The organism is Pseudonocardia sp. DxW, assembly GCF_058448985.1.
Map to the genome: position 1 here is coordinate 1 of NZ_JBZFLK010000021.1, position 23,733 is coordinate 23,733.

Below are 23,733 nucleotides of genomic sequence, written 5' to 3' on the forward strand. Positions count from 1 at the left end.
CGTCGACGGTGGGTTCGGCGATCACGAACACGGTGGCGCATGTGTTGGACGGCTGGCTGCGGCCGGTGCCCGACGGTGTGGTGGGTGAGTTGTATATGTCGGGTGCGGGTCTGGCGCGGGGTTATCTGGGCCGGGCGGCGTTGACGGCGGAGCGGTTCGTGGCTGATCCGTGGTCGGCGGGTGGTCGGATGTATCGCACGGGTGATCTGGTGCGTCGTCGGGCGGACGGGAATCTGGACTTCCTGGGCCGTGGTGATGATCAGCTGAAGATCCGGGGTTACCGGGTGGAGCCCGCCGAGATCGAGACCGCGCTCGACTCGGCGCCCGGCGTCGCCCGGTCCGCCGTCGTCACCCGCACCGCCGGTACGACCAAGCGGCTGGCCGCCTACCTGGTCGGCACCGCGGCGCCGGAGAGCGTGCGGGACACCGTGGCCCGGGTGCTGCCCGACTACATGGTCCCGACGCTGTGGGCGGTGGTCGACGAGCTGCCGCTGACCGTCAACGGCAAGCTGGACACCGCCGCACTGCCGGAACCGGCGCCGCTCGCCGGACGGGTCTCCCGCCCGCCGGGCACCCCGCTGGAGACCCGGCTCTGCGCGATCGTCGCCGAGGTGCTGGGCCTGGACACCGTCGGCGTCGACGACGACTTCTTCGCCATCGGCGGGGACAGCCTCAGCGCCATCGAGATCACCAACAGCGCCCGGCGGGCCGGCATCGAGCTGCGGGTGCGGGACCTGCTGGCCACCGGCACCGTCGCCGCGCTCGCCGCCGGGCTCGACGACGCAGCGACCCCGGCTCCGGTCGCCGGGACCGGTGTCCCGGCGGCCACGCCCGGGCTCGCCGCACCGACACCGGTCATGTCCTGGCTGGAGTCGCTCGGCGGCCCGGTCGCCGGACGCGGTCAGGCCGTGCTCCTCAGCACGCCGCCCGGGTTCGGCCCGGACGACCTGACCGCACTCGCCGGGTCCCTCACCCACCGGCACCCGACGCTGCGCTCGGAGCTGGTGACCGCCGCGAACGGGAGCTGGACCGGGCTGCGCACCGCACCGCCCGGCGCGACCGGCCCGACGGCACAGGTCCGCCGGATCGACGCGACCGGCGCCAGCGGCGGCGCGCTCACCCGGCTGCTCACCGACGCGACCACGGCCGCGGTCGCCGAGCTCGACGCCGGACCCGCCGGGATGCTCCGGCTCGTCTGGTTCGACCGCGGGACCGAACCCGGGCGGCTGGCCGTCGTCGCGCACCATCTCGCCGTCGACGGGACGTCCTGGCGGGTCCTGGCCGAGGACATCTCGAGCCACGGCACAGCGGGCCACGGCACAGCGGGCAACGGCACCGGACCGGCACCGGAGGCGACCGGCTTCGCCGAGTTCGCCGACCGGCTGCGCGAGCACGGCGCGAGCCCGCAGGTCCGGGCCGAGGCCGGGTTCTGGCGGGACACGCTCGCCGGGGCGGCACCGCTGCCGGTGCGCCGTCCCCGGGACGCCCGGGACACCCACGGCACGGTCGCGCGCACCACGGTGACCTGCCCGGGCGACGCCGTCACCGGGACCGCCCGGCGGGCCGGCGCAGGCGCCGAGGCGGTGCTGCTGGCCGCGCTCGGCGAGGCGCTCACCGTGACCGGTCCGGCCGGGCCGCTGCTGGTCGATCTCGAACACCACGGCCGCGCCGAGCAGCTCGGCGACGACATCGACCTGGCCCGCACGGTCGGCTGCTTCACCGTGCTCGCACCGGTCGCCGTGCGCGGCACCCCCGGCGCCGCGATCCCCGAGCCGGGCGCCGCGATCGGTCGGGCCCGGGACGCCGTGACCGCGCTCCCCTGGCACGGTCTGGGCTGGGGCCTGCTGCGCCACCCGGCCGACGGCCCGTCGCAGCTCACCGGCCCCGGGGCCGAGGTCTCGCTGAACTGGCTCGGCCGCGCGCCCCGGCCCGCGGCGGACGGTGACGGCGGCTGGGAGCTCGCCCCGGAGCAGGACGCGGTGCGGATCGGCCCGGCGCCGGACGTGCGCGCCGGGCACAGCCTGGTCGTCGACGCGACCCTGCGGGACACCCCGGACGGGCCGGTCCTGGAGACCACCTTCAGCCACCCCGGCGGCGTGCTGGACGGCGGCACCGTCGCCCGGATCGCCGACCGCTGGGTCGAGGTCCTCACCGGCTGGGCGGGGGAGCACTGATGGCGTCGCTGCTCGTCGACGTCAGCCCGCTGCGCGACGACCGCACCTTCCGCAACCTGTTCGTCGCCCGCACGATCCTACTGTTCGGGGTCGGCATCGTGGCCGTCACCGTGCCGCTGGAGGTGTACGCGCGCACCGGATCCACCCCGGTCGTCGGCCTGGTGACGGCCATCGAGTCGATCGCCTTCGTCGCCGGCTACCTGGGCGGCGGGGTGCTCGCCGACCGGATCGACCGCTGGCTGCTGGTCCGGGTCACCTGGATCATCAGCGGCAGCACGTTCGCCGGGCTCGCGGTCAACGCCGCCTGGATCGGCTCCACCCCGCTGACCGCCGCGCTGGTCGCCGCGAACGGGCTGTCCGGGGCCACCTGCATCACCGCGATGCTGGCGGTCACACCGTCCATCGTGGACCGATCGAAGCTGCACGCGGTCGGCGCGCTGAACACGGTCTCGCTGCGGCTGGGCGCGGTGATCGCGCCGGCGGTCGGCGGCATCGTGTTCGCGCTCGCCTCGGCCGCCTGGAACTACGCGGCGGGCGCGCTCGCCGCGCTGCTCACCTGGGTGCTGCTGATGGTGGCGCCGCCACCCGGGCAGGGTCGCGCGGCTCCGGCCGAGCCGGCACACCCGGGCGCGGCACCCGCCCCGGAGCCGGCCGGCACCGGGGACACCGGGCCGGCCGGTGACGGAGCGGGCGACACCGAGCCGGCGCCGGCGGAGAGCCCGCTGCGGGCGCTGCGCACCGGCGCCCGGTTCGCGGTCCGCGAGCCGGTGGTGCTCGGCGTGATGGTCGCCGGCCTGGTCGGGATGTTCGGCGGCGGCTCGTTCGTCCTGGTCCCGGCGTTCGTCGAGGCGCGGTTCGGCGGGTCGTCGACGGTCGTCGGCCTGATGTACTCGGCACTCGCCGCCGGTGTCGTGCTCGGCTCGCTCGGCAGCGGCTGGGTCCGCCGCAGTCCGCGGCCCGGCCGGCTGCTGCTGGTCCTGATGGTCGCCTGCTACGCCTGCTACGCGCTGGCCGGAGCGGCACCCACGGTCGCGCTGGTGCTCGCGGCGCTGGTCGCCGCCGGTGCGACCAACGCGATCGAGGAGGTGCTGCGCTACACGCTGCTGCAGCTCCGCACCCCGGACGCGCTGCTGGGCCGGGTGAACAGCCTGTTCGCCGCCCAGGCCATGACCGGTGCCGCGATCGGCGCGGTCGTCGCCGGCTTCGTCGGCGCGCTGGTCGGCGACGGCGACGCGCTCTGGTTCTACAACACCGTGACGGGGCTGCTCGCGGCGGTGACCGGGCTGCTGCTCGGGCCGCTGCGCCGGGTCACCCGCGCATCCATCGAGGAGGAACGATGATCTTCGTCGGCGACGGCGCGCTGCTGTGGCGCGCGGTCCGGCACGCCCAGGACGGCGGGCACCCGGTGGACCTGGTCTGCCACGGCCCGCGGACCACCCCGCCCGCCGGGTTCGATCCGGACCGGGCCCGCCGGATCCGCAGCGGCCGCGAGCTCGACGAGCTCGCCGGTGAGCTCGCGCAGCGCTGCACCGACGGGCTGCTGTGGTCGATCGACAACCCGTTCCTGCTCCGGGAGAAGATGCTGGTCTCGGGCCTGCGGCTGCTCAACGTGCACGGCGGCCCGCTGCCGTCCTACCGCGGGCTCCCGCCGGTCACCGCCGCCTACGCGGTGCTGCACGGCGAGACCTCGTTCGCCGCGACCCTGCACGAGATCGACGACGGCATCGACACCGGGCCCGTGCTGGCGCAGGTGGAGTTCCCGGTCGAGCCGGACGCCGTCCTGGAGGACGTGCTCACCGATCTCGTCGAGGCCGCGCATCGCGCCTTCACCGAGAACCTCGGCCCGGTCGTCGACGGGACCGCCGGACCGGCCCGCCGGCCCGGCGGCGAACCCGGCTACTACGGCCTGGAGCAGGGCATCGCGCTGGCCGGGATGCGCGCGCACCCGCGCTACGAACAGGCCACCGACCTGGGCATGTTCTCCGACTACTACCCCGACGCGGCGACCGCCTGGGGCAGCTGAGGCGGACCGGCGACACCCCTCACCATCCGTCCACCGCACGCCCGGGGCGCGACCGCCCGCCGAAGGAGATCCCCGATGTCCACAGCCACCGACCCGGCCCCCGCCGTCGTCGCGGAACGCGCGAGCGACCGCATCGCCGCCGCCACCGCGATCGCCCGCCAGGTGCCACCCGACGATCCCTACGTGCTCTACGAACGCGGCGACGACGTGTTCCTCGCCGCCGGGACCGCCGCCGAGCTGGTCCTCACCGCGGACGGCCTCACCGTCACCTCCGACGCCGGCACCCGGCACGAGCCGCTCGGGGACCGTCCGCTGGACCAGGTCGCGGCCGCACTGGCCGCGCTCGGCGACGCCCGGTGGCAGGCGTTCGGCTGGGCGTCGTTCGAGCTCTCGCACCTGCTGCACGGGGTGCCGCTGCCGGAGGGCACCGGCACCCTGCTGCACCTGCTGCTGCCCCGGCACCGGGCACATCTGCACCCCGGCGGCACCGAGATCGACACGGCCGACCCGGGTGTCGCCGGTGCCTGGCGGGCCGCGCTGCTCGGTGCCCCCGCCGGCCGGCCGGATCCCACACCCGGACGGACGGCGACCGTCGACGAGTCCGCCGGCGCCGACGCCTACACCCGGTCCGTCGCCGAGGCCGTCGCCGAGATCGGCCGGGACCGCTTCCGCAAGGTCATCCTGTCCCGCACGGTGCCCGTCACCGATGCCATCGACCTGCCCTCGACCTACCGGTTCGGCCGGGCGCACAACACGCCCGCCCGCTCGTTCCTGCTGCGTCTGGGCGGTCTCGAGGCGGCCGGGTTCAGCCCGGAGACGGTGGTCGAGGTCGCCGCGGACGGCACCTTCTCGACCCAGCCGCTGGCCGGTACCCGGGCCCGGTCCGGGGAGCCGGGACACGACGCCGCGCTGTCCGACGAGCTGCTCAGCGACCCCAAGGAGATCTACGAGCACGCCGTCTCGGTGCAGATCGCCCAGGACGAGGTGACCGCGGTGAGCGACCCGGCCGACGTCGTCGTCGAGGAGTTCATGCGGGTCGTCGAGCGGGGCAGCGTGCAGCACCTCGCGTCCCGGGTGCGCGGCCGGCTGCGGCCCGGCGCCACCGGCTGGGACGCGCTGGCCCGGCTGTTCCCCGCGGTCACCGCGTCCGGCCTGCCGAAGGCACCGGCCTGCGCGGCGATCAGCAGGCACGAGGGGCCGCGCGGGCTCTACAGCGGGGCGGTGCTCACCGTCGACCACACCGGCGCGCTCGACGCGGCGCTGGTGCTGCGGGCCGTCTACCGGGGCGGCGGCCGCACCTGGCTGCGGGCCGGCGCCGGGATCGTCGGGGCGTCCACACCGGAACGCGAGCTGGAGGAGACCCGGGAGAAGCTGCGCAGCGTCAGCCGCTTCCTGGTGGGGGAGGAGTCGCCGTGACCGACCTGATCGACGGTGCGATCGGCTGGCCCGCCGAGGCGGAGCAGCGCTACCGGCGCGCGGGCCACTGGGGCGACGACACCCTGGGCGACCTGCTCGCCCAGTGGGCCGCCCGGTACGGCGACGCCGTCGCCGTCGTCGCCGGACCGACCCGGCTCACCTACGCCGGTCTCGATCGCGCCGCCGGCGACCGGGCCCGGTCGCTGCGGGCACTCGGGATCGGCGTGGGCGACCGCGTCGTGGTGCACCTGCCCAACGTCGCCGAGTTCGCGGTCACCCTGTTCGGGCTGCTGCGGGCCGGCGCCGTACCGGTGCTGACCCTGCCCGCGCACCGGCAGGCCGAGATCGAGCACCTCGCCGCGTTGTCCGGCGCCGTCGGCTACGTCGGCCCGGACGTCGTCGACGGGTTCGACCACCGGAAGCTCGCGCTCGCCGTGGCGGGCGCCGTCCCGTCGCTGCGTCATCTGCTCGTCGATGGCGAACCGGTCCCGGGCACCACCGCGCTCGCCGGGCTGCCCGCCGGGACCGCCGAGCCGCTGCCGGAGCCCGATCCCGGGCAGGTCGCGGTGCTGCTCGTGTCCGGCGGCACCACCGGCAAGCCGAAGCTGATCCCGCGCACCCACCGCGACTACGCCTACAACGCGCGGGCCTCCGCCGAGGTCTGCGGGCTGACCGCCGACGACGTCTACCTCGCCTGCCTGCCGCTCGCGCACAACTTCCCGCTGGCCTGCCCGGGCCTGCTGGGCACCCTCGGGGTGGGCGGCACCGTGGTGCTCGCCCCCGCACCCAGCCCGGACGTCACGCTCGACCTGGTCGACGCCGAAGGGGTCACCGTCACCGCGATGGTCCCGCCGCTGCTGCGGCTGTGGACCGATCTCGCCGGCGGCGGCCGCGGCCGGTGGGGCCTGTCCACGCTGCGGCTGGTCCAGGTCGGTGGCGCGAAGTGCGACGAGACGCTCGCCCGCCGGGTCCGTCCCGAGCTGGACGCCACCGTGCAGCAGGTCTTCGGGATGGCCGAGGGGCTGCTCAACTTCACCCGGCTCGACGATCCCGACGACGTCGTCGCGATCAGCCAGGGCCGGCCGCTCAGCCCGGCCGACGAGATCCGGGTGGTCGACGACCGGACCGGCGACGACGTGCCGGACGGCGCCGTCGGCGAGCTGTGGACCCGCGGCCCCTATACGCTGCGCGGCTACTACCGGGCCCGCGAGCACGACGCGACGTCGTTCACCCCGGACGGCTACTACCGCACCGGCGATCTGGTGCGGCTGCTCCCGACCGGGCACCTGGTCGTCGAGGGCCGGATCAAGGACGTCATCAACCGCGGCGGCGAGAACGTGGCCGCCACCGAGCTGGAGGAGCACCTCCTGGCGCATCCGGACATCGCGGGCGCCGCCGTGCTCGCGATCCCGGACGACGACCTCGGCGAGGCGGTCTGCGCCGCGATCGTCCCGGCCCGCGGCGCGGTCGCACCGAAGCGGCGCGCGATCCGGGAGTTCCTGACCGCCCGCGGACTCGCCCGGTTCATGTCACCGGACAAGGTCGTGGTCCGCGACGAGCTGCCGCTCACCGCCGTCGGGAAGATCGACAAACGGGCGTTGGGGGAGCAGCTCGCCGGGGCGCCGTCACCAGGTGCGCGCGCCTAGCGTGTCCAGCAGCCAGCCGACCGACACCACGCTCGGGGCCTGCAGCGCGATCGCCTGGTCCAGGGTGATCGGCAGGTAGGTCACCCCGGACAGGGCCTGCGCGACGACCGGGCTGGCCTCGAACCGGGCCCGGTCGGCCGCCGTCGGGAAGCTCATGATCACCAGATCGGCCTCGGCCAGCCGGCCCGCCTCCTCGTAGGACAGCCCGACCGTGCCGGGGGCGATCTCGGCACCCGACGGCGGCCGTTCGGTGAACGACGCGGGCGGCTCCAGGCCGAGCGCGCCCAGCAGCGTCGTCGCCTGGTTGGGCTCGCCGACGATCACCGGCAGCACGTCACCCCGGGCCTGCCCGACGAGGACCGTGCGGCCGGGCAGCCCGGGCGCCTCGGCGCGCACCGCCGCGACGGCCTCGTCGGCCCGGGCGATCAGCTCCTCGACCCGCGCCGTCTCGCCGAGTGCGACGCCGATCTGCCGGGCGTCGTCCTGCATCGGGGAACCGAACAGCGACGTCCGGTACATGACGGTCGGCGCGATCGCGCTCAGCTGCTCGTACGCGGCGCGGTCGGTGACCAGGTACGACGAGACGGCCAGGATCACGTCCGGCCGGAACGCCGCGATCCGCTCCAGCGGCAACGGCTCCAGCTCGCTGATCGTCAGCACGCCGTCCGGGAACGGCTCCAGGTACGGGGCCTGTGGGCGGGACTCGCCGGCATTCTCCAGGCCACCCACGACGTCCGCCCCGACGGCCCGGGCGACGGCGACGTCGTTGGTGCCCAGCGCGACCACCCGCTGCGGTCGCGCCGGGAGCGTCGTCGCGCCGTAGGCGTGTTCCACGGTCACCGGGAACGCCGCGTCGCCGGACGGCTCCGCCGGAGCCGGCGCGCCGGCGCACCCGGCGAGCAGGAGGAGCACGACGGCCACCAGGACGGCGGGGAGCGGGAGGCAGCGGAGCGGATCGGTGCGGGTCGACACGCCCAGTGGTCGTCGGGGCGGATGCCGGGGTTCCCGCCGGTGACGCGACCGCCGTCACGGTCGGCCGCTCCCCGGCGCAGCGGTCCACCCCGGACGGCACGCCGGCGCCCACCCCCGGTGCGCACCGGCGCCGGCGTCAGACCTGGCCGATCGACTCGCGCTTCTCGGACTGGAACGCGTCCTCGCCGCGGCCGTGCGCCCAGTACGCCGACAGCGACAGCCGGGACCGGTCGATCCCGCACTCGTCGGTCAGGTACGGCCGCAGCGCCTTCATCGCCCCGCGCTCGCCGTGCGCGAAGACCTGCACGTCCCCGGCCGGCCGGTCCAGCGCGCGGACCGCGTCGACGAGCACCGTGCTCGTGCCGGCCCCGGCGCCGCCGCGGTGCAGCCACCGCACCTCGATCCCGTCCGGCGCGACCAGGTCGAGCTCGTCGGCCGCGGTGCCGACCTCGATCAGCGCCGTCCCGCGCGCGTCGGCGGGCATCGCCTCCAGCGCCGACGCGATCGCCGGCAGCGCCGACTCGTCCCCGGCCAGCAGGTGCCGGTCGGCGCCCGGGTCGGGGCGTAGCCGCTGCCGATCCCGCTGGGCGTTCGCTCGTTCGCCGGGGCCGCGTTGGCGGGTGTGCGCGGAGTTGACCGCCTTCTGGTTGGCCGATAGGCGCTGGCGCTTGCCGGTCTCGGGATCCTTCGCTCGTCGGCGCTGCGGGACCGCGAACCCGGAGCCGCGGTAGCCGTTGTCGGCGATCACCTTCACCTGCGCGCCGTGTAGCGCGTCGAGGATGCCGTGGTCACGTGCGGCGCCCATGTCGTGGCGGGCGCCGGGCAGCGCGGACGAGGCCCACACCAGCCTGCCTGCGGCATCGGAGATGACCTGCACGTTCACCCCGTGGCACTTGTGTTTGCCCGAGTAGTAAGGCCGGTCGCGGCCCGAGCCCATCCCGACCCGATCGATGTGCAGCAGGGTGCCGTCGAGGATGACGAACGCCTTGGCCACGATCACCGCCATCGCCTCGGCCAGGGTCGGGGCGAGCGCGGCCAGGACCTCGATCGCCTCGGTGATGTAGCGGAACACCGTCGTCGTGCCGATGTCGTACCCGGCGGCGAGCTCGGCGTAGGTGTCACCCTTGCGGAGGTGCGCGAGCGCAAGGATGGCCTGGTCACCGGCGGAGAGGCGCCGCCACCTGGTGCCGATCTTCGCTCGGCGGCCGCGGAGCGCGTCGGACAGGGTGATGAGGGCGTGGTTGGACACGGACAACCCCGCAGGGTAGGAAGGCAACCGAAGCTCCTGGTCAGGCGTTGTTGATCTAGTCAATCGCCCGTCTACCAGGAGCTTCACTCATTCCGGCGACGCCACGCCGCAGCAGCTCACGCCCGCCTCCAACCAGGATGGAAAGGGCTCAGTGGTGTTCGAAACCGTGGACCATAGCATGGTGACATCGTTCAGCACGGCGCAATAGTTCGATTCACCGATCCAGCACCGACTCACCGTCGCGGAGGCAGGTCGTGTCGCACGCACGCGGAAATAAGTCCTATCACGTGTCGTTGAACTGCGGACGGGATGGGCGCACGCACATGGTGTCGCACCGCGATTCTGTCGACGGGGTTTCGAATGACCGCGGTACGTACCGCGCTGAATCCGGTACTCATACTCTTGCCGGATCGCTCACTAGGAGTGGTGCCTAGTGTCTGGCGTGTAAACGGGTCGGCGCGGCGAATGTGGCAGAACTCGGCGGGGGCAACCGAAACGGCGGGGATTGGAAAATCTGTACTCATGCAGGGCGGGCCGGGACGGATGTGGGGCTGCACCTCCATGTTGCGTCGCCTTGTTCGACGGTGCGGGTCCCCGGAACTGCTGCTGACCGGGTCTGCCAGTAAGGAGTGACTCGTCGATGCACATCGCTGGCAGTTGCGGCATTGGAGACATCGGTTTCGGAAATATAGGCTCCGGTCCGAACCGGAATCCAGGGGAGACGACATGCGATCGCTGTTCGCCGACGTGCGTTTCCGTCGGCTGTTCGCCGCGCAGGTGGTCGCGCTCACCGGTACCGGCCTCGCCACCGTCGCGCTCGGGCTGCTGGCCTACGACCTGGCGGGCGAGCGGGCCGCGCTGGTGCTCGGATCGGCGCTGACCGTGAAGATGGTCGCCTACGTGCTCGTCGGTCCGGTGGTGGGCGCGGTCGCCGACCGGGTGCCGCGGCGCCGGCTGATGCTGGCCGCGAACCTGGTCCGTGCCGCGGTGGTCCTGGCGCTGCCCGGCGTCACCGCGCTCTGGCAGGTGTTCGTGCTGATCGGCGTGCTGCAGGTCGCCTCGGCGACCTTCACCCCGGTGTTCCAGTCAGTGCTGCCCGACATCGTCACCGGCGAGCAGGACTACACCCGGGCGCTGTCGGCCGCACAGCTGGCGAACAGCCTGGAGACGGTGCTGAGCCCGCTGCTGGCCGCCGCGGCGCTGCTGGTGCTGAGCTACTCGTCGCTGTTCGTGGGGACGGCCGCCGGGTTCGCCGTCTCGGCGGTGCTGGTCGCCGCGACCGTGGTCCCGCCGGTCGCGCAGCGCGCGCCCGGCGGGTTCGGCAGCCGCCTGCTGCTGGGTGTGCGGCTGTTCCGGGCGGTCCCGCAGCTGCGTGGCCTGCTCGCGCTGAACGCGGTGGTCGCGACGGTCGGGGTGATCTCGCTGGTCACCACGGTGAACGTGGTCCGCGACCTGCTCGGCGGCACCGACGCCGAGGTGGGGCTGCTGCTGGCGGTGTCCGGGGCGGGCACCGCGGCCGCGGCGGCCTGCTCGCCGTGGCTCGCGCGGCGCGCGTCGGTGCGCACGGTGATGCTGGCCGGTGCCGGTGTCTCGCTCGGCGCGGCGGCCGCCACGGTGTTGCTCGGGCTGTACCCGTCGTGGACGGCCGCCGTGCTCGCCTGGGCGCTGGTCGGTCTCGGCCCGGGCTGGATCATGGTCAACACCGGGCGGCTGCTGCGGACCTCGTCCGGGCCGGGGCAGCGGCCCGCACTGTTCAGCGCGCAGTTCTCGCTGTCGCACGCCTGCTGGCTGGTGACCTACCCGCTGACCGGCTGGCTGACCGTGACCCTCGGGTTCGCCGGGACCTGGATCGTCCTCGCCGTGCTGACGGTGGCCGGCACCGGGGCGGCGGCCGCGTTGTGGCCGCGGACGGGTGCCGACCTGGTCCGGCACCGGCACGACGACGACGTCGACCACGACCACGTCGCGCGGGCGCGGTGGACCCGGCGGGGCTGGACCCACTCGCACCGGCTGGTGGTCGACGAGCGGCACCCGCACGGACCGGTCCCGGTCTGAGCTCCCTCATCCCCGGTCGGCACCGGCCGGTGTCGTGAGGAGCCCGGTCGCGGCCTCGTAGGCGGCGGTCTCCCGCCGGCTCATCGCGGTGCCGAGCAGGATCCCGATCAGGGAGAACGCGATCAGGGCGCCGTAGAGCAGCTGGACCGGCAGGATCCTGGTGCCGTCCACGCCGACCAGCGCGGCCGCGACCAGGGGCACGAAGCCCGACACCAGCGAACCGGAGAGCTGGTAGCCGAAGGAGATACCGGTGTACCGCAGCTCGGTCGGGAACAGCGTGGTGAGGAAGCCGGACAGCGTCGCGTAGTACACGGCGTGCCCGATGTAGGACAGCACGATCGCCAGGTAGACCGAGCCGGTGTTGCCGGTGCTGATCAGCGCGAGCATCGGTATCGGGGCCACCACCAGGTAGACGACCGTGAAGATGATCTGGGCCCGCCGGACGCCGATCCGATCGGCCGCGATCGCCGCCAGCGGGGTCGCGATCACCTGGATGACGGCGCCGATCAGCAGCGCGTTGAGGAAGACGTCCCGCGCGACGCCCTGGGTCTCGGTGGCCCAGTTCAGCGCGAACACGTTGCGGAAGTAGACGCCGGAGACGGCGAAGCTGGCGACGAAGACACAGAGGTTGGTCAGCGGGAACCGGCGCAGCAGCTCCAGCACCGGCACCTTCGACGACTCGGCGGCCGCCTCCTTGCGCTCCCGGGCGGCGACGAACTCCTCGTTCTCCTCCAGCTTGATCCGGATGACCAGACCCACCACCAGCAGCGTGCCGCTGAGCAGGAACGGCACCCGCCACCAGAAGTCGAACAGCGCGTCACCGGAGGGCAGCAGCAGGAACACACCGGTGGACAGGATCGATCCGACCGGCGCACCGACCTGGGCCATCGAGGCGGCCAGCACCTTGCGGTGCGCCGGTGCGGCCTCGGAGGCGATCAGCACCGCGCCGCCCCACTCACCGCCGACCGACAGGCCCTGGATCATCCGCAGGACCAGCAGCATGATCGGTGCCGCGACACCGATCGACTCGTAGGTGGGCAGGCAGCCGATCGCCACCGTCGCGCCGCCCATCATCACCAGGGTGATCAGCAGCGACGTCTTGCGGCTGACCCGGTCGCCGATGTAGCCGAACAGCACCGCGCCGACCGGTCGCAGCACGAAGCCGATGGCGAAGGTGGCGAGCGCCGACAGGGTCTGGGCGAGCGGATCGGCGTCGGGGAAGAACAGCCGCCCGATGACGAGGGCTGCCGCGGTGCCGTAGACGTAGAAGTCGTACCACTCGATCGCGGTGCCGGCGAAGGCTCCCCAGGCGGCCCTGCGCGCCTTGACCGACTGTTCGTCCGTGTTCGTGCCGGGTTGTGGTGGTGGGGTCATGACTCGATCCGATCGTCGTCGACGGTGGGGGAGAGGGTGCGGATCAGCCGGTGATGGCGAAGCCGACCTTGGCCACGCCGCGGCCGAGGTCCCGGGCGCGCTGCAGCGCCTCGGGTGCCTGGTCCAGCTCGTACATGCAGGTGAGGCAGTGATCGACGGCGATCGCCCCGCTCCGGATGGCGCCCACCGCCTCGCGGAACGAGCGGAGCCCCGGCTCCTGCTGGGTGCCGCTGATCCACTCCAGGGTCAGCGACCTGCGGAACGCCCGTTCGACCGGGAAGGGCGACCGGCCGTGCCGCTCGGGGTAGCCGAACAGCCCGACCGTGCCGTGCTCGCGGGCGGCCTCCACGGCGTCGGCCCGGGTGCGGTCGTAGCCGGCGGCCTCGATCACCAGGTCGGCGCCGGCACCGGCGGTGCAGTCCCGGACCGCCGCCACCAGGTCGTGCTGCGGGGCGAGCACGGTGGCGGTCGCCCCGAGCGTGGCGGCGAGCGCGAGCCGCCCCTCGCTGAGATCGGACACCACGACCGATCGGCAACCGGCCTGCCGGGCCAGCTGCACGAAGAACAGCCCGGCGGCGCCGGCGCCGAGCACGGCCACGTGCTCCGGCGGCTCCACCAGCGCCCGGGTGAACTTGCGCATCGCGTAGATCGTGGTGCCGAGCTGCTGGGCGAGCAGCAGGCGGCGCAGGTCGGCGCCGTCGGGCAGCGGGACGACCTGGGTGTCGTCGACCTGCTGGTACTCGGCGAAGCAGCCGCCACTGCGCCCCAGCGGGACGGTCAGCACCGCGGTGCCCACGGGGACGTGCCCGGACCGGCTCTCGGTCACCACACCGATCCCCTCGTGCCCGGGGTAGCCGGGCGTGCCGATCCGCGCCGGATCGTGCATCCGGTCGTAGACCATGTGCACGTCCGAGCCACAGATCGCTGCGTAGTGCATCCGGACCAGGAGCTGTCCGGGACCGATCTCGTGGATCGGGAAGTCGGCTACCTCCACCACACCGGGTGCGGCAAGCGTCGCGGCGCGCACGTCACAGTCCTCCGGGGGATTCAGAATGCCGGGATGCCGGTGATGGCCCGGCCGATGATGAGGGCGTGGATCTCGTCGGTGCCCTCGTAGGTGCGGACACCCTCGAGATTGGCCGCGTGCCGCATCGGGGAGTGGTCGAGCACGATCCCGTTCCCGCCGAGGACGGTGCGGGCACTGCGGCAGACGTCGATCGCGGCCCGGGTGTTGGCGAGCTTGCCGAACGAGATCTGCTCCGGGCGGAGCAGCCCGGCGTCCTTGAGCCGGCCGGTGCGTTCGGCGACCAGGAGCCCCTTCTGGATCTCCAGCACCATCTCGACCAGCTTCTGCTGGGTGAGCTGGCGGGAGGCGATCGGCGAGCCGAACTGCTCGCGGTCCAGCGCGTAGCGCAGGGCCGACTCGTAGGCGTCCCGGGCGGCACCGAGGACACCCCACATGATCCCGTAGCGGGCCTCGTTCAGGCAGGTGAAGGGCCCGCGCAGGCCGGTACACCCGGGCAGCAGCGCGTCCGCGGGCAGGTGCACGCCGGTCAGTGTGACGTCGCACTGCACCGAGGCGCGCATCGCCAGCTTCCCGCCGATCGGGGTCGCGGCGAACCCGGGGGTGTCGGTGGGGACGGCGAACCCGAGGATCTTCCCGGGTTCGCCGTCGTCGCGGGCCCAGACGACCGCGACGTCCGCGAGTGATGCGAGCCCGATCCACCGCTTCGCACCGTCGAGCACCCAGCCGTCGCCGCGCCGGACGGCCCGGGTGGTGATCCGGGCCGGATCGCTGCCGGCGGTCGGCTCGGTCAGGCAGAAGCATCCGATGAGGTCCCCGCCGGCCATCCCGGGGAGCCAGCGCCGCTTCTGCTCCTCGGAGCCGAACCGGGAGATCGCGGTCATCGCGAGCGATCCCTGCACCGAGACGAACGTGCGGATGCCGGAGTCCCCGGCCTCCAGTTCCATCGCGGCCAGCCCGTACTCCACGGAGCTGCGGCCGGGACAGCCGTATCCCTTCAGGTGCATGCCGAGCAGCCCGAGCGAACCGAGCTCCTTCACCAGCTCGACCGGGAAGGTCGCCGACTCGTACCAGGCCGCGATGTTCGGCCGGATCCGGTTGTCGACGAACGCCCGGACGTCGTCGCGCACACCGAGCTCGTCGGGGGTGAACAGCCCGTCCAGGTCGAGGTAGTCCCGGGCCGGGCCGGGGATCGGGGGCAGGGTCACGTGGTCCTCCGCACTGTGGTGTCGGCCCGTTCGGCCAGGCAGCCGGTGGCGGCCTTCTCGACGTCCTCCTCGGCGAGCAGCACGCAGTCCGCCGCGGGCCCGAGCGGGATGAAGCTGTTGGCGCTCGCCACCCGCCGGATCGGGCCGCGGAACCCGCCCTGGACCAGGGCGGCGATCACGGCCTCGCCGACCCCGCCCTGCTCCCGGGTCTCGTCGGCGACCAGCACCCGGCCGGTCGCCCGGGCCTGCGCGAGCAGGTCGTCCACCGGGAGCGGGGCGAGCCAGCGCAGGTCCACCACCCGGACGCCGTACCCGCTCGCGGCCAGCCGGTGCGCCACTCGCAGGCTCATCCGGACGCCGTTGCCGAAGGTCAGGACGGTCAGGTCGGTTCCGTCGCCGTACACCCGGGCCCGGCCGAGGGGCACGTGCGCCCGGTGCCACCGCGCCGGCTCCGGGTAGCCGGCGAGCCAACCGCGGTCGCCCTCCTCGTACAGGTCCCTGGTGTGGTAGAGCGCGATCGGCTCCAGGAACAGGGAGATCCGGCCGTGCACCCGGGCCGCCGCCGCACAGGTGCGCAGCATCGCGGCGGCGTCGTCCGGGCGGGCCGGGGACGCGACGATCACCCCGGGGATGTCCCGGAGCGCGGCGACGCTGTTGTCGTTGTGGAAGTGGCCGCCGAAGCCCTTCTGGTAGGCGTACCCGGCCACCCGGACGATCATCGGGTTGCGGTACTGGCCGTTGGAGAAGAACGGCAGCGTGGCCCCCTCGCCGCGGATCTGGTCGGCGGCGTTGTGCAGGTAGGCCAGGTACTCGATCTCCGGGATCGGCAGGAACCCGGCGAGCCCGGTCCCGAGCGCGGTCCCGAGGATGCTCTGCTCGTCGAGCAGGGTGTCGAAGACCCGGGCGGCACCGAAGCGTTTCCGCAGGCCACGGGTGACCCCGTAGACCCCGCCCTTGACCGCGACGTCCTCGCCGAACACCAGCGCGCCCTCGTCCCGGGCCAGCAGGTCGGTCAGCGCCCGGTTGATCGCCAGCGCGACGGTCAGGCCGCCCTCGCCCTCCGGGAGCCGGCCGCCGAACGCGGCGGCCCGCCGGTCCGCCGGCGCCGCGACCGACGCGTGCCCGGCGATCCGCTCCGGATCGGCCGGTGCGATCGGGGCGGTGACCGTGGCCGCCGAGACCAGGGTGGGCGCCCGGACGGCCTCCGCCGCCAGCGCGGCGACCTCGTCGCGGACCTCCTCATACCGCTCGACGATCTCGTCGGGCTCGGCCACCCGCAGCTCGGCGAGCAGCCGGGCGGTCGCCACCACCGGGTCCCGGGCGAGATCGGCCGCGATCTCGTCGGGGGAGCGGTACGCCTGCTCGACGTCGGACCCGGCGTGGCCCATCAGGCGGACCGTGCGGAGCCGGAGGAACAGCGGTGCCCGGTGCCTGCGGACCCAGGACGCGGCCTCGGTGGCGACCGACAGCGCCTGCAGCAGGTCGGACCCGTCGGCCTCGAGGTAGAGCAGCCCGGGCCGGGTGCCGTAGCAGTGCCGGATCCAGTCCGCCGGGGTGCGGACGCTGATCCCGATGCCGTTGTCCTCGCACACGAACAGCACCGGCATCGGCAGCCCGCTGTAGGCGCAGTGCAGTGCCGTGTTGATCGCCCCGACGGCGGTCGAGTGGTTGGCCGAGGCGTCGCCGAAGCTGCACACGACGACCGCGTCCGACGGCCACTCCCGGTCCAGCCCGAGCTTGGCCGCCCGCTCCACCGCGAAGGCCAGGCCGACCGCCCGGGGCAGGTGAGAGGCGATCGTCGAGGTCTGCGGGATCACCCCGAGCGCCCGGTTGCCGAAGACCTTGTGCCGGCCGCCGGAGATCGGCTCGTCGACCGCGGCCGTGATGCCGAGCAGCACGTCCCGCAGCGGGTTCTGACCGGGGACCTGGCGGGCGCGCTCCAGGTAGAAGCCGCCGGAGCGGTAGTGCAGCAGGGCCGGATCGGTCGGCCGCAGCGCGGCCGCGACCGCGACGTTCCCCTCGTGCCCCGCCGATCCGATGCTGTAGAAGCCCCGGCCGGTCCGGCCGAGCTCGCGCGCGGCGTAGTCCAGGTGCCGGCTGCCGATCTGGGAGTCGAACAGTTCCAGCGGGCCCCGCTCACCCCGGGCGCGACCTCGGACGCGCGGGAGTGCGGCCGGGCCCCGGGCAGCCCGGTGAGGGTGTCGAGGAAGTGCTGGTCCGGTGCCTCCACCGTGGTGCCCTCCGATCAGGGGCGACAATGCCCGCTGCAACGATGCGGCCTGTCCGGGCGGACTCCAAGCCCCAGTAGGCCGATGGTTCATGGCGGCTAGCACCAGCGATGCTTATGCTGAGGACTCCCCTTCCGGAGGTGGCGTGTACAGGCTGCATCACCTGGTGACCTTCCAGGCGGTCCACCGCACCGGCTCCTTCGCGCTCGCCGCGCGCGAGCTCGACTACACGCCGTCCGCGGTGTCGCAGCAGATCGCCGCGCTCGAACGGGAGTGCGGGCTGGTCCTGTTCGAGCGGCAGGCGCAGGGCGTGCGGGCGACGGCCGCCGCCGATCAGGTGGCCGAGCTGAGCAGGCCGCTGCTGGCCGGCGCCGAGGAGTTCGGCCGCAGGGTCCGGGCGCTGGCGGCCGGCCGGGGCTCGCGGCTGGTGCTGGGCAGCTTCCCCACCGCGAGCGTCCAGCTGGTACCCGCCGCGCTGACCGCGTTCGGGAGCCGGTGCCCGCACAGCGAGATCACCCTCGAGGAGGGCGAACCCGAGGAGCTGATCGAGGGCGTCGCCGACGGCGGGCTGGACCTGGCACTGGTCTACGAGTACGGGCTGTGCCCCCGCACGTGGTCGCCGAACCTCATCGTGCGGGCGCTGACCAGGGAGGGCCTGTTCCTGCTCGAGGCCCCGGGCGGCGGACCGGGGCAGGACCGGATCGAACGCCTGCGCGACCGGCACTGGATCACCAGCCGGGAGGGCACCGCGGGCGCGCTGTCGCTGACCCGGCTGTGCGCCTCGGCCGGGTTCGAGCCCCGGGTGCTGCACCGCAGCAACGACTACGACGTCGTCCGCGAGCTGGTCATCGCGACCGGCGCGGTGGCCGTCGTGCCGGAGCTCGGGCACACCGCGGACGACCGGATCACCGCGACCCGGATCACCCGGCACCGGGCGCACCGGACGGTGCTGGTCGCGTACCGGACCGGCAACGTGAACCCGCTGATCGGGGAGTTCCTCGACGCCCTGCAGCAGGTCGTGCCCGGGTGGGCCGACCGCTGAGGCGGCTCAGCCGCTGATCCGGTACTGGGCGATCTTGCGATAGAGCGTGGACCGGGCCAGGCCCAGCGCCGCCGCGGCGGCGACCCGGTTGCCGCCGCTGTCGCGCAGCGCCGCGACGATCGCGTCCCGCTCGGCCTGGTCGACCGGGCGCAGCGCGGTGCGCGGCGCGCTCTGGCAGAACTCGGGCAGGTCGGCCGCGGTCAGCTCGCCGACCGGCCGCCTGCCGAGCGCGGCCTCCAGCGCTGCCCGCAGCTCGCGTACGTTGCCGGGCCAGTCGTAGCGGGCGAGCGTGCGCAGTGCGTCCGGTGACGGGCGGACGTCGCGGCCCGGGGCGAGTTCGGCGAGCAGTTCGCCGACCAGGGCGGGGAGGTCGCCGAGCCGACTGCGCAGCGGCGGGACCGTCACCGACTGCCGGAACCGGGCGAGCAGCGCGTCGTGGGACGGCCCGCGCGGGCTGCTGCCAGGGCCGGCCGCCGCGGTCGCCGTCGCCGTTGCTGCTGTCGCCGCCGTCGCGGTCGTCGTTGTTGCCGTGGCCGCCGCTGTCGCTGTCCCTGTCGTCGTCCCTGTCGTCGTTGCTGTCGTCGTTGTCGCTGTCGCGGCGAACCGGGCGTCCGGCCGGTCGAGCAGGGCGAGCGCGCGCCGGGCGCCGTCGTCGTCGAGCCGGTCGATGTCGTGCAGCACGACCAGCGGCGCCGATCCGCCGCCGGGGGTACCGGCCGTGTCCGCCGGGCCGGCGGTGGCTGCACTGTCGTCAGGGCCGCGCAGGGCACGGTCCAGCTCGGCCAGGAGCCGGCGCCGCCCGCTCCCCGGCTCGCCGACGACGAGCACCGGGACGCCGGTGCGCAACGCCTCCGCCACGACCGCCCTGGCCGCCCGCAGCGCCGGGCTGCGGACCGATCCGGCGGCGATCGCCGCGCGATCGTCCCCGGCCGCCCGCGGCGCCGGGACACCGCCCGCCTCCCGGAGAACCGCGACCTCCCCGGCCAGCCCGGCGACCGTCCCGCCGACCGAGACGGTGCTCCCGCGCAGCCGCACCCGGGCACCCGATGGCAGGTCGATCCGGTCATCCACCCCGGGCCCGCCGATCATCAGGAACCGCGCGTGGTCCTGCAGCGCCACCAGGTCACCCGGCTCCAGCAGGGTCCGCATCTCGGCGTTCGCGAGCACCGTGCGGCGGCCGACCGCCAGCACCGCCCGCCGGGTGCGCGCGTCGACCCGGGTGTACAGGTCGAACAGCGCCTGCTGGTCGGGATCCCGGTCGCGGAGCAGGTGGTCCCGGATCCGGGCGGCCGCCGAGCGGACCAGCGAGTGCAGTACCGGCGAGGAGTGCTCGGCCCGGCAGCTGATGTCGATCACGCCCTCGATCCGCCCGCTGAACGGATCGTGCACCGGGGCACCCGCGCAGGCGTAGTCGTGCAGCCGTTCGACGAAGTGCTCGGCCCCCACGATGTGCACCGAGTCGCCGCTCTCCAGCACCGTGCCGACACCGTTCGTGCCGACCGCGTCCTCGGCGTAACCGAACCGCTCCGCGAAGTTGTGCACGTCGGCGTCGCGGCCGATCCGGGACGTGGTGTCCCGGCGGCCCAGCAGCCGGGCCCGGTCGTCGGTGAGCGCGATGCACACCGGGATGTCGGCGACCTGCTCGGCGAGCTGCTCCACGACCGGGCGGGCGCACCGGACCAGCCGGGACTGCACGTCCAGGTCGGGGTGGTACTGGTTCGCGATCACACCCGGGTCGACGCCGCGGGCGGCGCTGCGCCGCCAGGACGCCACCACGTGCCGCGGCACGTCCGGGAGGTCGGCGTCGGGCCGCTCCAGCAACGCCGAGCGGGCCGCGTCGAGCAGCCGGCGCCGGCGGACGAGGTCACCCAACGCCGCACCTCCCTGTGCTTCCCATCACATCATGCGGTGCTCGTCAAGGAACCTGCCTGTCCGAGATTGGGACACCGACCCGGCCGGACACCCGGCCTAGCGTCGGGCCGTCCCGTCACCGCCGATCCGGGAGGTCCCGACATGACCGACGCCGCCACCCTCGAGCGCGACCGGGCGGGGGACGACGACCCGGCCGGGCCGGAGCACGTCGACGTCCTGATCGTCGGGGCCGGCGTGTCCGGCATCGGTGCCGCGCACCGGCTGCGCGAGCAGTACCCGGACCGCAGCTTCACCATCCTGGAGGCGCAGGACGCCCGCGGCGGGACCTGGTGGACCCACCGGTTCCCCGGCGCCCGCTCGGACAGCGACCTGTTCACCTACGGCTACCGGCACAAGCCCTGGCGCGGCCCGTCGATCGCCGCGGGCGAGGAGATCCTCGGTTACCTCGACGAGGTCATCGAGGAGGACGACCTCGCCGGGCACATCCGCTACCGGCACCGGGTGACCGGGCTGGACTGGTCGTCGGCGGACCGGCGGTGGACCGCGCAGGTCACCCGCACCGACACCGGTGAACAGCTGCGGCTGACCGCCGGGTTCCTCTGGATGTGCCAGGGCTACTACAACCACGACGAGCCCTACACCCCGCAGTGGCCCGGCACGGAGCGCTTCGAGGGCCGGATCGTGCATCCGCAGGCGTGGCCGGACGACCTCGACCACGAGGGCGCCCGGGTGCTCGTCATCGGATCGGGCGCCACGGCGGCGACCGTCGTCCCCGCCATGGCCGGCACCGCCGAGCACGTCACGATGCTGCAGCGCTCGCCGTCGTACTGGTTCCCGGCGCCGCGGGTGCACGAGCTCGCCACCCTGCTGGAGCCGCTGGACCTCCCGGCGGACTGGACGCACGAGATCCTCCGCCGCCAGTACGTCCAGCAGCTCGACTGGCTGGCGACCACCGGGCGCGACGATCCCGACCAGCTGCACGAGTTCCTCGTCGAGTCGATCCGGCCGCTGCTGCCCGAGGGCACCGACGTCGAGAAGCACTTCATCCCGCGCTACCGGCCGTGGCAGCAGCGGATCGCGTTCGTGCCCGACGGCGACTTCTTCGAGCGGATGCGCGCCGGGCGGGTCTCGGTCGCCACCGACACGATCGACGAGTTCACCGAGAAGGGCGTGCGGCTGTCCTCCGGCGAGGTGATCGAGGCCGACATCGTGGTCACCGCGACCGGGTTCGACCTGTCGGTGTTCGGCGACATCCCGTTCCGGGTGGACGGCGAGCCGGTCGACTTCACCCGCCGGGTCACCTGGCGCGGGATCATGATCAGCGGCGTGCCGAACATGGCCTACGCCTTCGGCTACTTCCGGCACAGCTGGACGTTGCGCCTGGACCTGGTCAACGACGTCATCGGGCGGATCTTCGACCGGATGGCCGAGCGCGGCGCGAGCACCGTCGTCCCGCAGCTGCGCCCACAGGACGCCGGCATGGAGCTGCGGCCCTGGGTCGAGCTGGACAACTTCGGCCCCGGCTACGTGCAGCGCTGCCGCGACCGGATGTTCCGGCAGGGCGACCGGGACCCGTGGACGCACATGCACGAGCACGACCACGAGCGCGTCGCACTGCCCGGGGCCGACGTCGACGACGGCCTGCAGTACCGCTGACCGGACCCGCCCGACCCCATCCGCCCGACCCGTGTCCCAGGGAGGACCCGTGCCCCGCATCCCCGTCCGCACCGGCGTCACGCTCAACCACGAGATCAGCGGCGACGGCGAGCCGCTGCTGCTGATCATGGGAACGTCCGGCTCGATCCCGCTGTGGGGCGAGCTGGTCGGCCGCCTGGAACAGACCCACCGGGTCATCGCCTTCGACAACCGCGGGCTGGGCGGCAGCGACCGCGGGGCCGGCCCGATCAGCGTCGGCGCGCTCGCCGAGGACGCCTCCGCGCTGCTGGAGGCGCTCGACGTGCCGTCGGCGCACGTGCTCGGCTGGTCGCTCGGATCGGCGGTCGCCCAGGAGCTCGCGCTCGCCCGCCCGGACCAGGTCCGCTCCGCCGTGCTGTACGCGACCTGGGCCCGCGCCGACGGGTTCCAGCGCGCGGTGCTCAGCGCGCTGCGCGCCCCCTACGTGCACCGGGACATGGACGCGGCGCTGGCCGCGTCCGGGATCGCGTTCTCGCCGCAGCTGCTCGACCATCCCGACTTCGGCGCGCTGCTGGAGCCGATGCTGCCCGCGTTCCCGCAGAACGAGGCGCAGATGCAGGTGACCGTCGAGCAGTGGGACGCCGACCTGGCGCACGACACCCTGGACCGGCTCGGCGCGGTCACCGCGCCGAGCCTGGTCGTGGTGGGGGAGCAGGACCTGCTGACCCCGCCGTGGCAGGCCCGCGCGGTCGCCGACGCGATCCCCGGGGCCCGCTTCGAGCTGGTGACCGGCCCCGGGTCCAGCCACGGCCTGCACATCGAGCGTCCCGAGGACCTGACGAAGATCGTCACCGGGTTCCTGGGCGAGCACGCCGGGGGCTGACCGCGCTCACCCCAGGTGGGCGCGGAAGAAGTCGAGCTGCGCGGCGCTGGAGACGGCGAAGTTGTCGCCGGTGTAGGCCTCGAAGTGCCCGCCGGGCAGGATCGTGAGCTGCTTCGGCTCGCGCGCCTGCTGGTAGCCGGCGAGTGCCAGGTCGGCCGGGGTCAGGTGGTCCCCGGCGGCGACGGTCAGCAGCAGCGGGGTCGGGCTGATCAGCGGCAGGTAGGCGCCCGGCTCGTAGTTGGTGAACATCTCCACGCTGCGCAGCGTCACCTCGTTCTCCCAGGTCTTCGCGCGCTCCCGGATCGGGCCGAGGAAGAAGTCGTGGGTGTCGGCGGTCGGCAGCGCGCACGGCTCGCCGGGATCGTCGACCCAGGTGACCGGGATGGTCGCCGGAGCGGCCCCCTGGTAGCGCGCGACCCGGTCGGCGTCGAACGCGGCGCGCAGCCCGGCGATGTGGTCGGCCCGGACCAGCCGGCGCGCGTTCTCGTTCCCGCTGATCAGCGGCACCTGCGAGGACACCGCCCGGACCCGCCGGTCGATCGCCGCGACCACCAGGACGTGCGCGCCCGAGTAGCTGGAACCCCAGATGCCGATCCGGTCGGCGTCGACGTCCCCGAGGCCGGAGGCGAAGGTGACGGCCGAGCGGTAGTCCTCGATCTGCCGCCACGGGTCGATCTCGCCGCGCGGCTCGCCGTCGCTCTCGCCGAGGTTGCGGTTGTCGTAGACCAGCACCCCCAGCCCGCCGGCGGCGAAGACCTCGGCGAAGTCGTCCAGGTACATCTCCTTCGTCGCCGAGAACCCGTGCGCCATCACCACCAGCGGGTACGGGCGCGGGCCGCCGTCGGGCTCGTAGAGCCACCCGCGCAGGGTGGTGCCGTCGGCCTGGAACTCCACGTCGCGTCGGGACATCGTCGTCATCTCCTCGCGTACCG

At 74.0% G+C, this 23,733-nt stretch carries 17 protein-coding genes and 1 pseudogene; 9 read left to right on the forward strand and 9 right to left on the reverse strand.

The window, feature by feature from the left end; translation table 11 throughout:
• Positions 1–284 precede the first annotated feature (284 nt).
• The 5 genes from ACVJO7_RS26770 (at position 285) to ACVJO7_RS26790 (ending at position 7,259) form a co-directional block, all read left to right on the forward strand.
• Positions 285–2,174 (forward strand): condensation domain-containing protein, encoded by a 1,890-nt coding sequence (locus ACVJO7_RS26770; RefSeq protein ID WP_491675171.1) that lies wholly within the window; start codon positions 285–287, stop codon positions 2,172–2,174.
• On the forward strand, positions 2,174–3,514 hold the full coding sequence (locus tag ACVJO7_RS26775; protein WP_491675172.1) for an MFS transporter: 1,341 nt from the start codon (positions 2,174–2,176) through the stop codon (positions 3,512–3,514). Before ACVJO7_RS26770 ends, ACVJO7_RS26775 begins: the two co-directional genes overlap by 1 nt.
• Entirely contained in the window at positions 3,511–4,197 is a 687-nt protein-coding gene (locus tag ACVJO7_RS26780; RefSeq protein WP_491675173.1) for a formyltransferase family protein, read from the forward strand. The genes ACVJO7_RS26775 and ACVJO7_RS26780 overlap by 4 nt, the downstream gene beginning before the upstream one ends.
• A gap of 75 nt (positions 4,198–4,272) precedes the next feature.
• Positions 4,273–5,613, forward strand: coding sequence for a salicylate synthase (locus tag ACVJO7_RS26785; RefSeq protein ID WP_344019939.1), 1,341 nt, complete (start codon positions 4,273–4,275; stop codon positions 5,611–5,613).
• Entirely contained in the window at positions 5,610–7,259 is a 1,650-nt protein-coding gene (locus ACVJO7_RS26790) for a (2,3-dihydroxybenzoyl)adenylate synthase (protein ID WP_491675174.1), read from the forward strand. The genes ACVJO7_RS26785 and ACVJO7_RS26790 overlap by 4 nt, the downstream gene beginning before the upstream one ends.
• Here the strand turns inward: ACVJO7_RS26790 and ACVJO7_RS26795 are convergent.
• The 3 genes and pseudogenes from ACVJO7_RS26795 to ACVJO7_RS26805 form a co-directional block, all read right to left on the reverse strand.
• Positions 7,239–8,231, reverse strand: a complete 993-nt coding sequence (locus tag ACVJO7_RS26795; protein WP_491675175.1) for an ABC transporter substrate-binding protein — start codon at positions 8,229–8,231, stop codon at positions 7,239–7,241. The genes ACVJO7_RS26790 and ACVJO7_RS26795 overlap by 21 nt on opposite strands.
• 136 nt (positions 8,232–8,367) lie before the next feature.
• Complete coding sequence (locus ACVJO7_RS26800) at positions 8,368–8,769, reverse strand: siderophore-interacting protein (RefSeq protein ID WP_491675241.1); 402 nt, start codon at positions 8,767–8,769, stop codon at positions 8,368–8,370.
• A gap of 48 nt (positions 8,770–8,817) precedes the next feature.
• Positions 8,818–9,507 (reverse strand): annotated as a pseudogene (locus ACVJO7_RS26805) (transposase family protein); the annotation flags it as partial.
• A gap of 699 nt (positions 9,508–10,206) precedes the next feature.
• On the opposite strand from ACVJO7_RS26805, the gene ACVJO7_RS26810 reads away from it, so the two are divergent.
• A complete protein-coding gene (locus ACVJO7_RS26810; protein WP_491675176.1) occupies positions 10,207–11,535 on the forward strand; it encodes an MFS transporter in 1,329 nt (442 codons plus the stop codon).
• 6 nt (positions 11,536–11,541) lie between these two features.
• Here ACVJO7_RS26810 and ACVJO7_RS26815 read toward each other — a convergent pair whose 3' ends face one another.
• Genes ACVJO7_RS26815 through ACVJO7_RS26830 form a run of 4 tightly spaced genes read right to left on the reverse strand, consistent with a single transcriptional unit; the run spans position 11,542 to position 17,399 of the window.
• Positions 11,542–12,909, reverse strand: coding sequence for an MFS transporter (locus ACVJO7_RS26815; protein WP_491675177.1), 1,368 nt, complete (start codon positions 12,907–12,909; stop codon positions 11,542–11,544).
• 43 nt (positions 12,910–12,952) lie between these two features.
• Positions 12,953–13,936 (reverse strand): zinc-binding dehydrogenase, encoded by a 984-nt coding sequence (locus ACVJO7_RS26820; protein WP_491675178.1) that lies wholly within the window; start codon positions 13,934–13,936, stop codon positions 12,953–12,955.
• Positions 13,937–13,956: 20 nt separating this feature from the next.
• Positions 13,957–15,135 (reverse strand): acyl-CoA dehydrogenase family protein, encoded by a 1,179-nt coding sequence (locus tag ACVJO7_RS26825; protein WP_491675242.1) that lies wholly within the window; start codon positions 15,133–15,135, stop codon positions 13,957–13,959.
• A 2-nt stretch (positions 15,136–15,137) separates the two neighbouring features.
• Positions 15,138–17,399: a thiamine pyrophosphate-dependent enzyme gene (locus ACVJO7_RS26830; RefSeq protein ID WP_491675179.1), complete on the reverse strand. Its 2,262-nt coding sequence runs from the start codon at positions 17,397–17,399 to the stop codon at positions 15,138–15,140.
• Between the two features lie 115 nt (positions 17,400–17,514).
• Between ACVJO7_RS26830 and ACVJO7_RS26835 the strand changes: the two genes are divergently transcribed.
• Positions 17,515–18,411: a LysR family transcriptional regulator gene (locus tag ACVJO7_RS26835; RefSeq protein ID WP_491675180.1), complete on the forward strand. Its 897-nt coding sequence runs from the start codon at positions 17,515–17,517 to the stop codon at positions 18,409–18,411.
• A gap of 6 nt (positions 18,412–18,417) precedes the next feature.
• On the opposite strand, the gene ACVJO7_RS26840 is transcribed toward ACVJO7_RS26835, so the two are convergent.
• Entirely contained in the window at positions 18,418–20,283 is a 1,866-nt protein-coding gene (locus ACVJO7_RS26840) for a sigma-54-dependent Fis family transcriptional regulator (protein ID WP_491675181.1), read from the reverse strand.
• 141 nt (positions 20,284–20,424) lie between these two features.
• Between ACVJO7_RS26840 and ACVJO7_RS26845 the strand changes: the two genes are divergently transcribed.
• A complete protein-coding gene (locus ACVJO7_RS26845; RefSeq protein ID WP_491675182.1) occupies positions 20,425–21,939 on the forward strand; it encodes a flavin-containing monooxygenase in 1,515 nt (504 codons plus the stop codon).
• 49 nt (positions 21,940–21,988) lie between these two features.
• Complete coding sequence (locus tag ACVJO7_RS26850; protein WP_491675183.1) at positions 21,989–22,801, forward strand: alpha/beta fold hydrolase; 813 nt, start codon at positions 21,989–21,991, stop codon at positions 22,799–22,801.
• A gap of 6 nt (positions 22,802–22,807) precedes the next feature.
• On the opposite strand, the gene ACVJO7_RS26855 is transcribed toward ACVJO7_RS26850, so the two are convergent.
• Positions 22,808–23,710: an alpha/beta hydrolase gene (locus tag ACVJO7_RS26855; RefSeq protein ID WP_491675184.1), complete on the reverse strand. Its 903-nt coding sequence runs from the start codon at positions 23,708–23,710 to the stop codon at positions 22,808–22,810.
• Positions 23,711–23,733: the final 23 nt, after the last annotated feature.

Bases quoted from the DNA above. Each gene is read 5' to 3' on its own strand.
- ACVJO7_RS26775 (WP_491675172.1), top strand. From the start codon at position 2,174: ATGGCGTCGCTGCTCGTCGACGTCAGCCCGCTGCGCGACGACCGCACC.
- ACVJO7_RS26780 (WP_491675173.1), top strand. From the start codon at position 3,511: ATGATCTTCGTCGGCGACGGCGCGCTGCTGTGGCGCGCGGTCCGGCAC.
- ACVJO7_RS26785 (WP_344019939.1), top strand. From the start codon at position 4,273: ATGTCCACAGCCACCGACCCGGCCCCCGCCGTCGTCGCGGAACGCGCG.
- ACVJO7_RS26810 (WP_491675176.1), top strand. From the start codon at position 10,207: ATGCGATCGCTGTTCGCCGACGTGCGTTTCCGTCGGCTGTTCGCCGCG.
- ACVJO7_RS26815 (WP_491675177.1), bottom strand. From the start codon at position 12,909: ATGACCCCACCACCACAACCCGGCACGAACACGGACGAACAGTCGGTC.
- ACVJO7_RS26845 (WP_491675182.1), top strand. From the start codon at position 20,425: ATGACCGACGCCGCCACCCTCGAGCGCGACCGGGCGGGGGACGACGAC.
- ACVJO7_RS26855 (WP_491675184.1), bottom strand. From the start codon at position 23,710: ATGTCCCGACGCGACGTGGAGTTCCAGGCCGACGGCACCACCCTGCGC.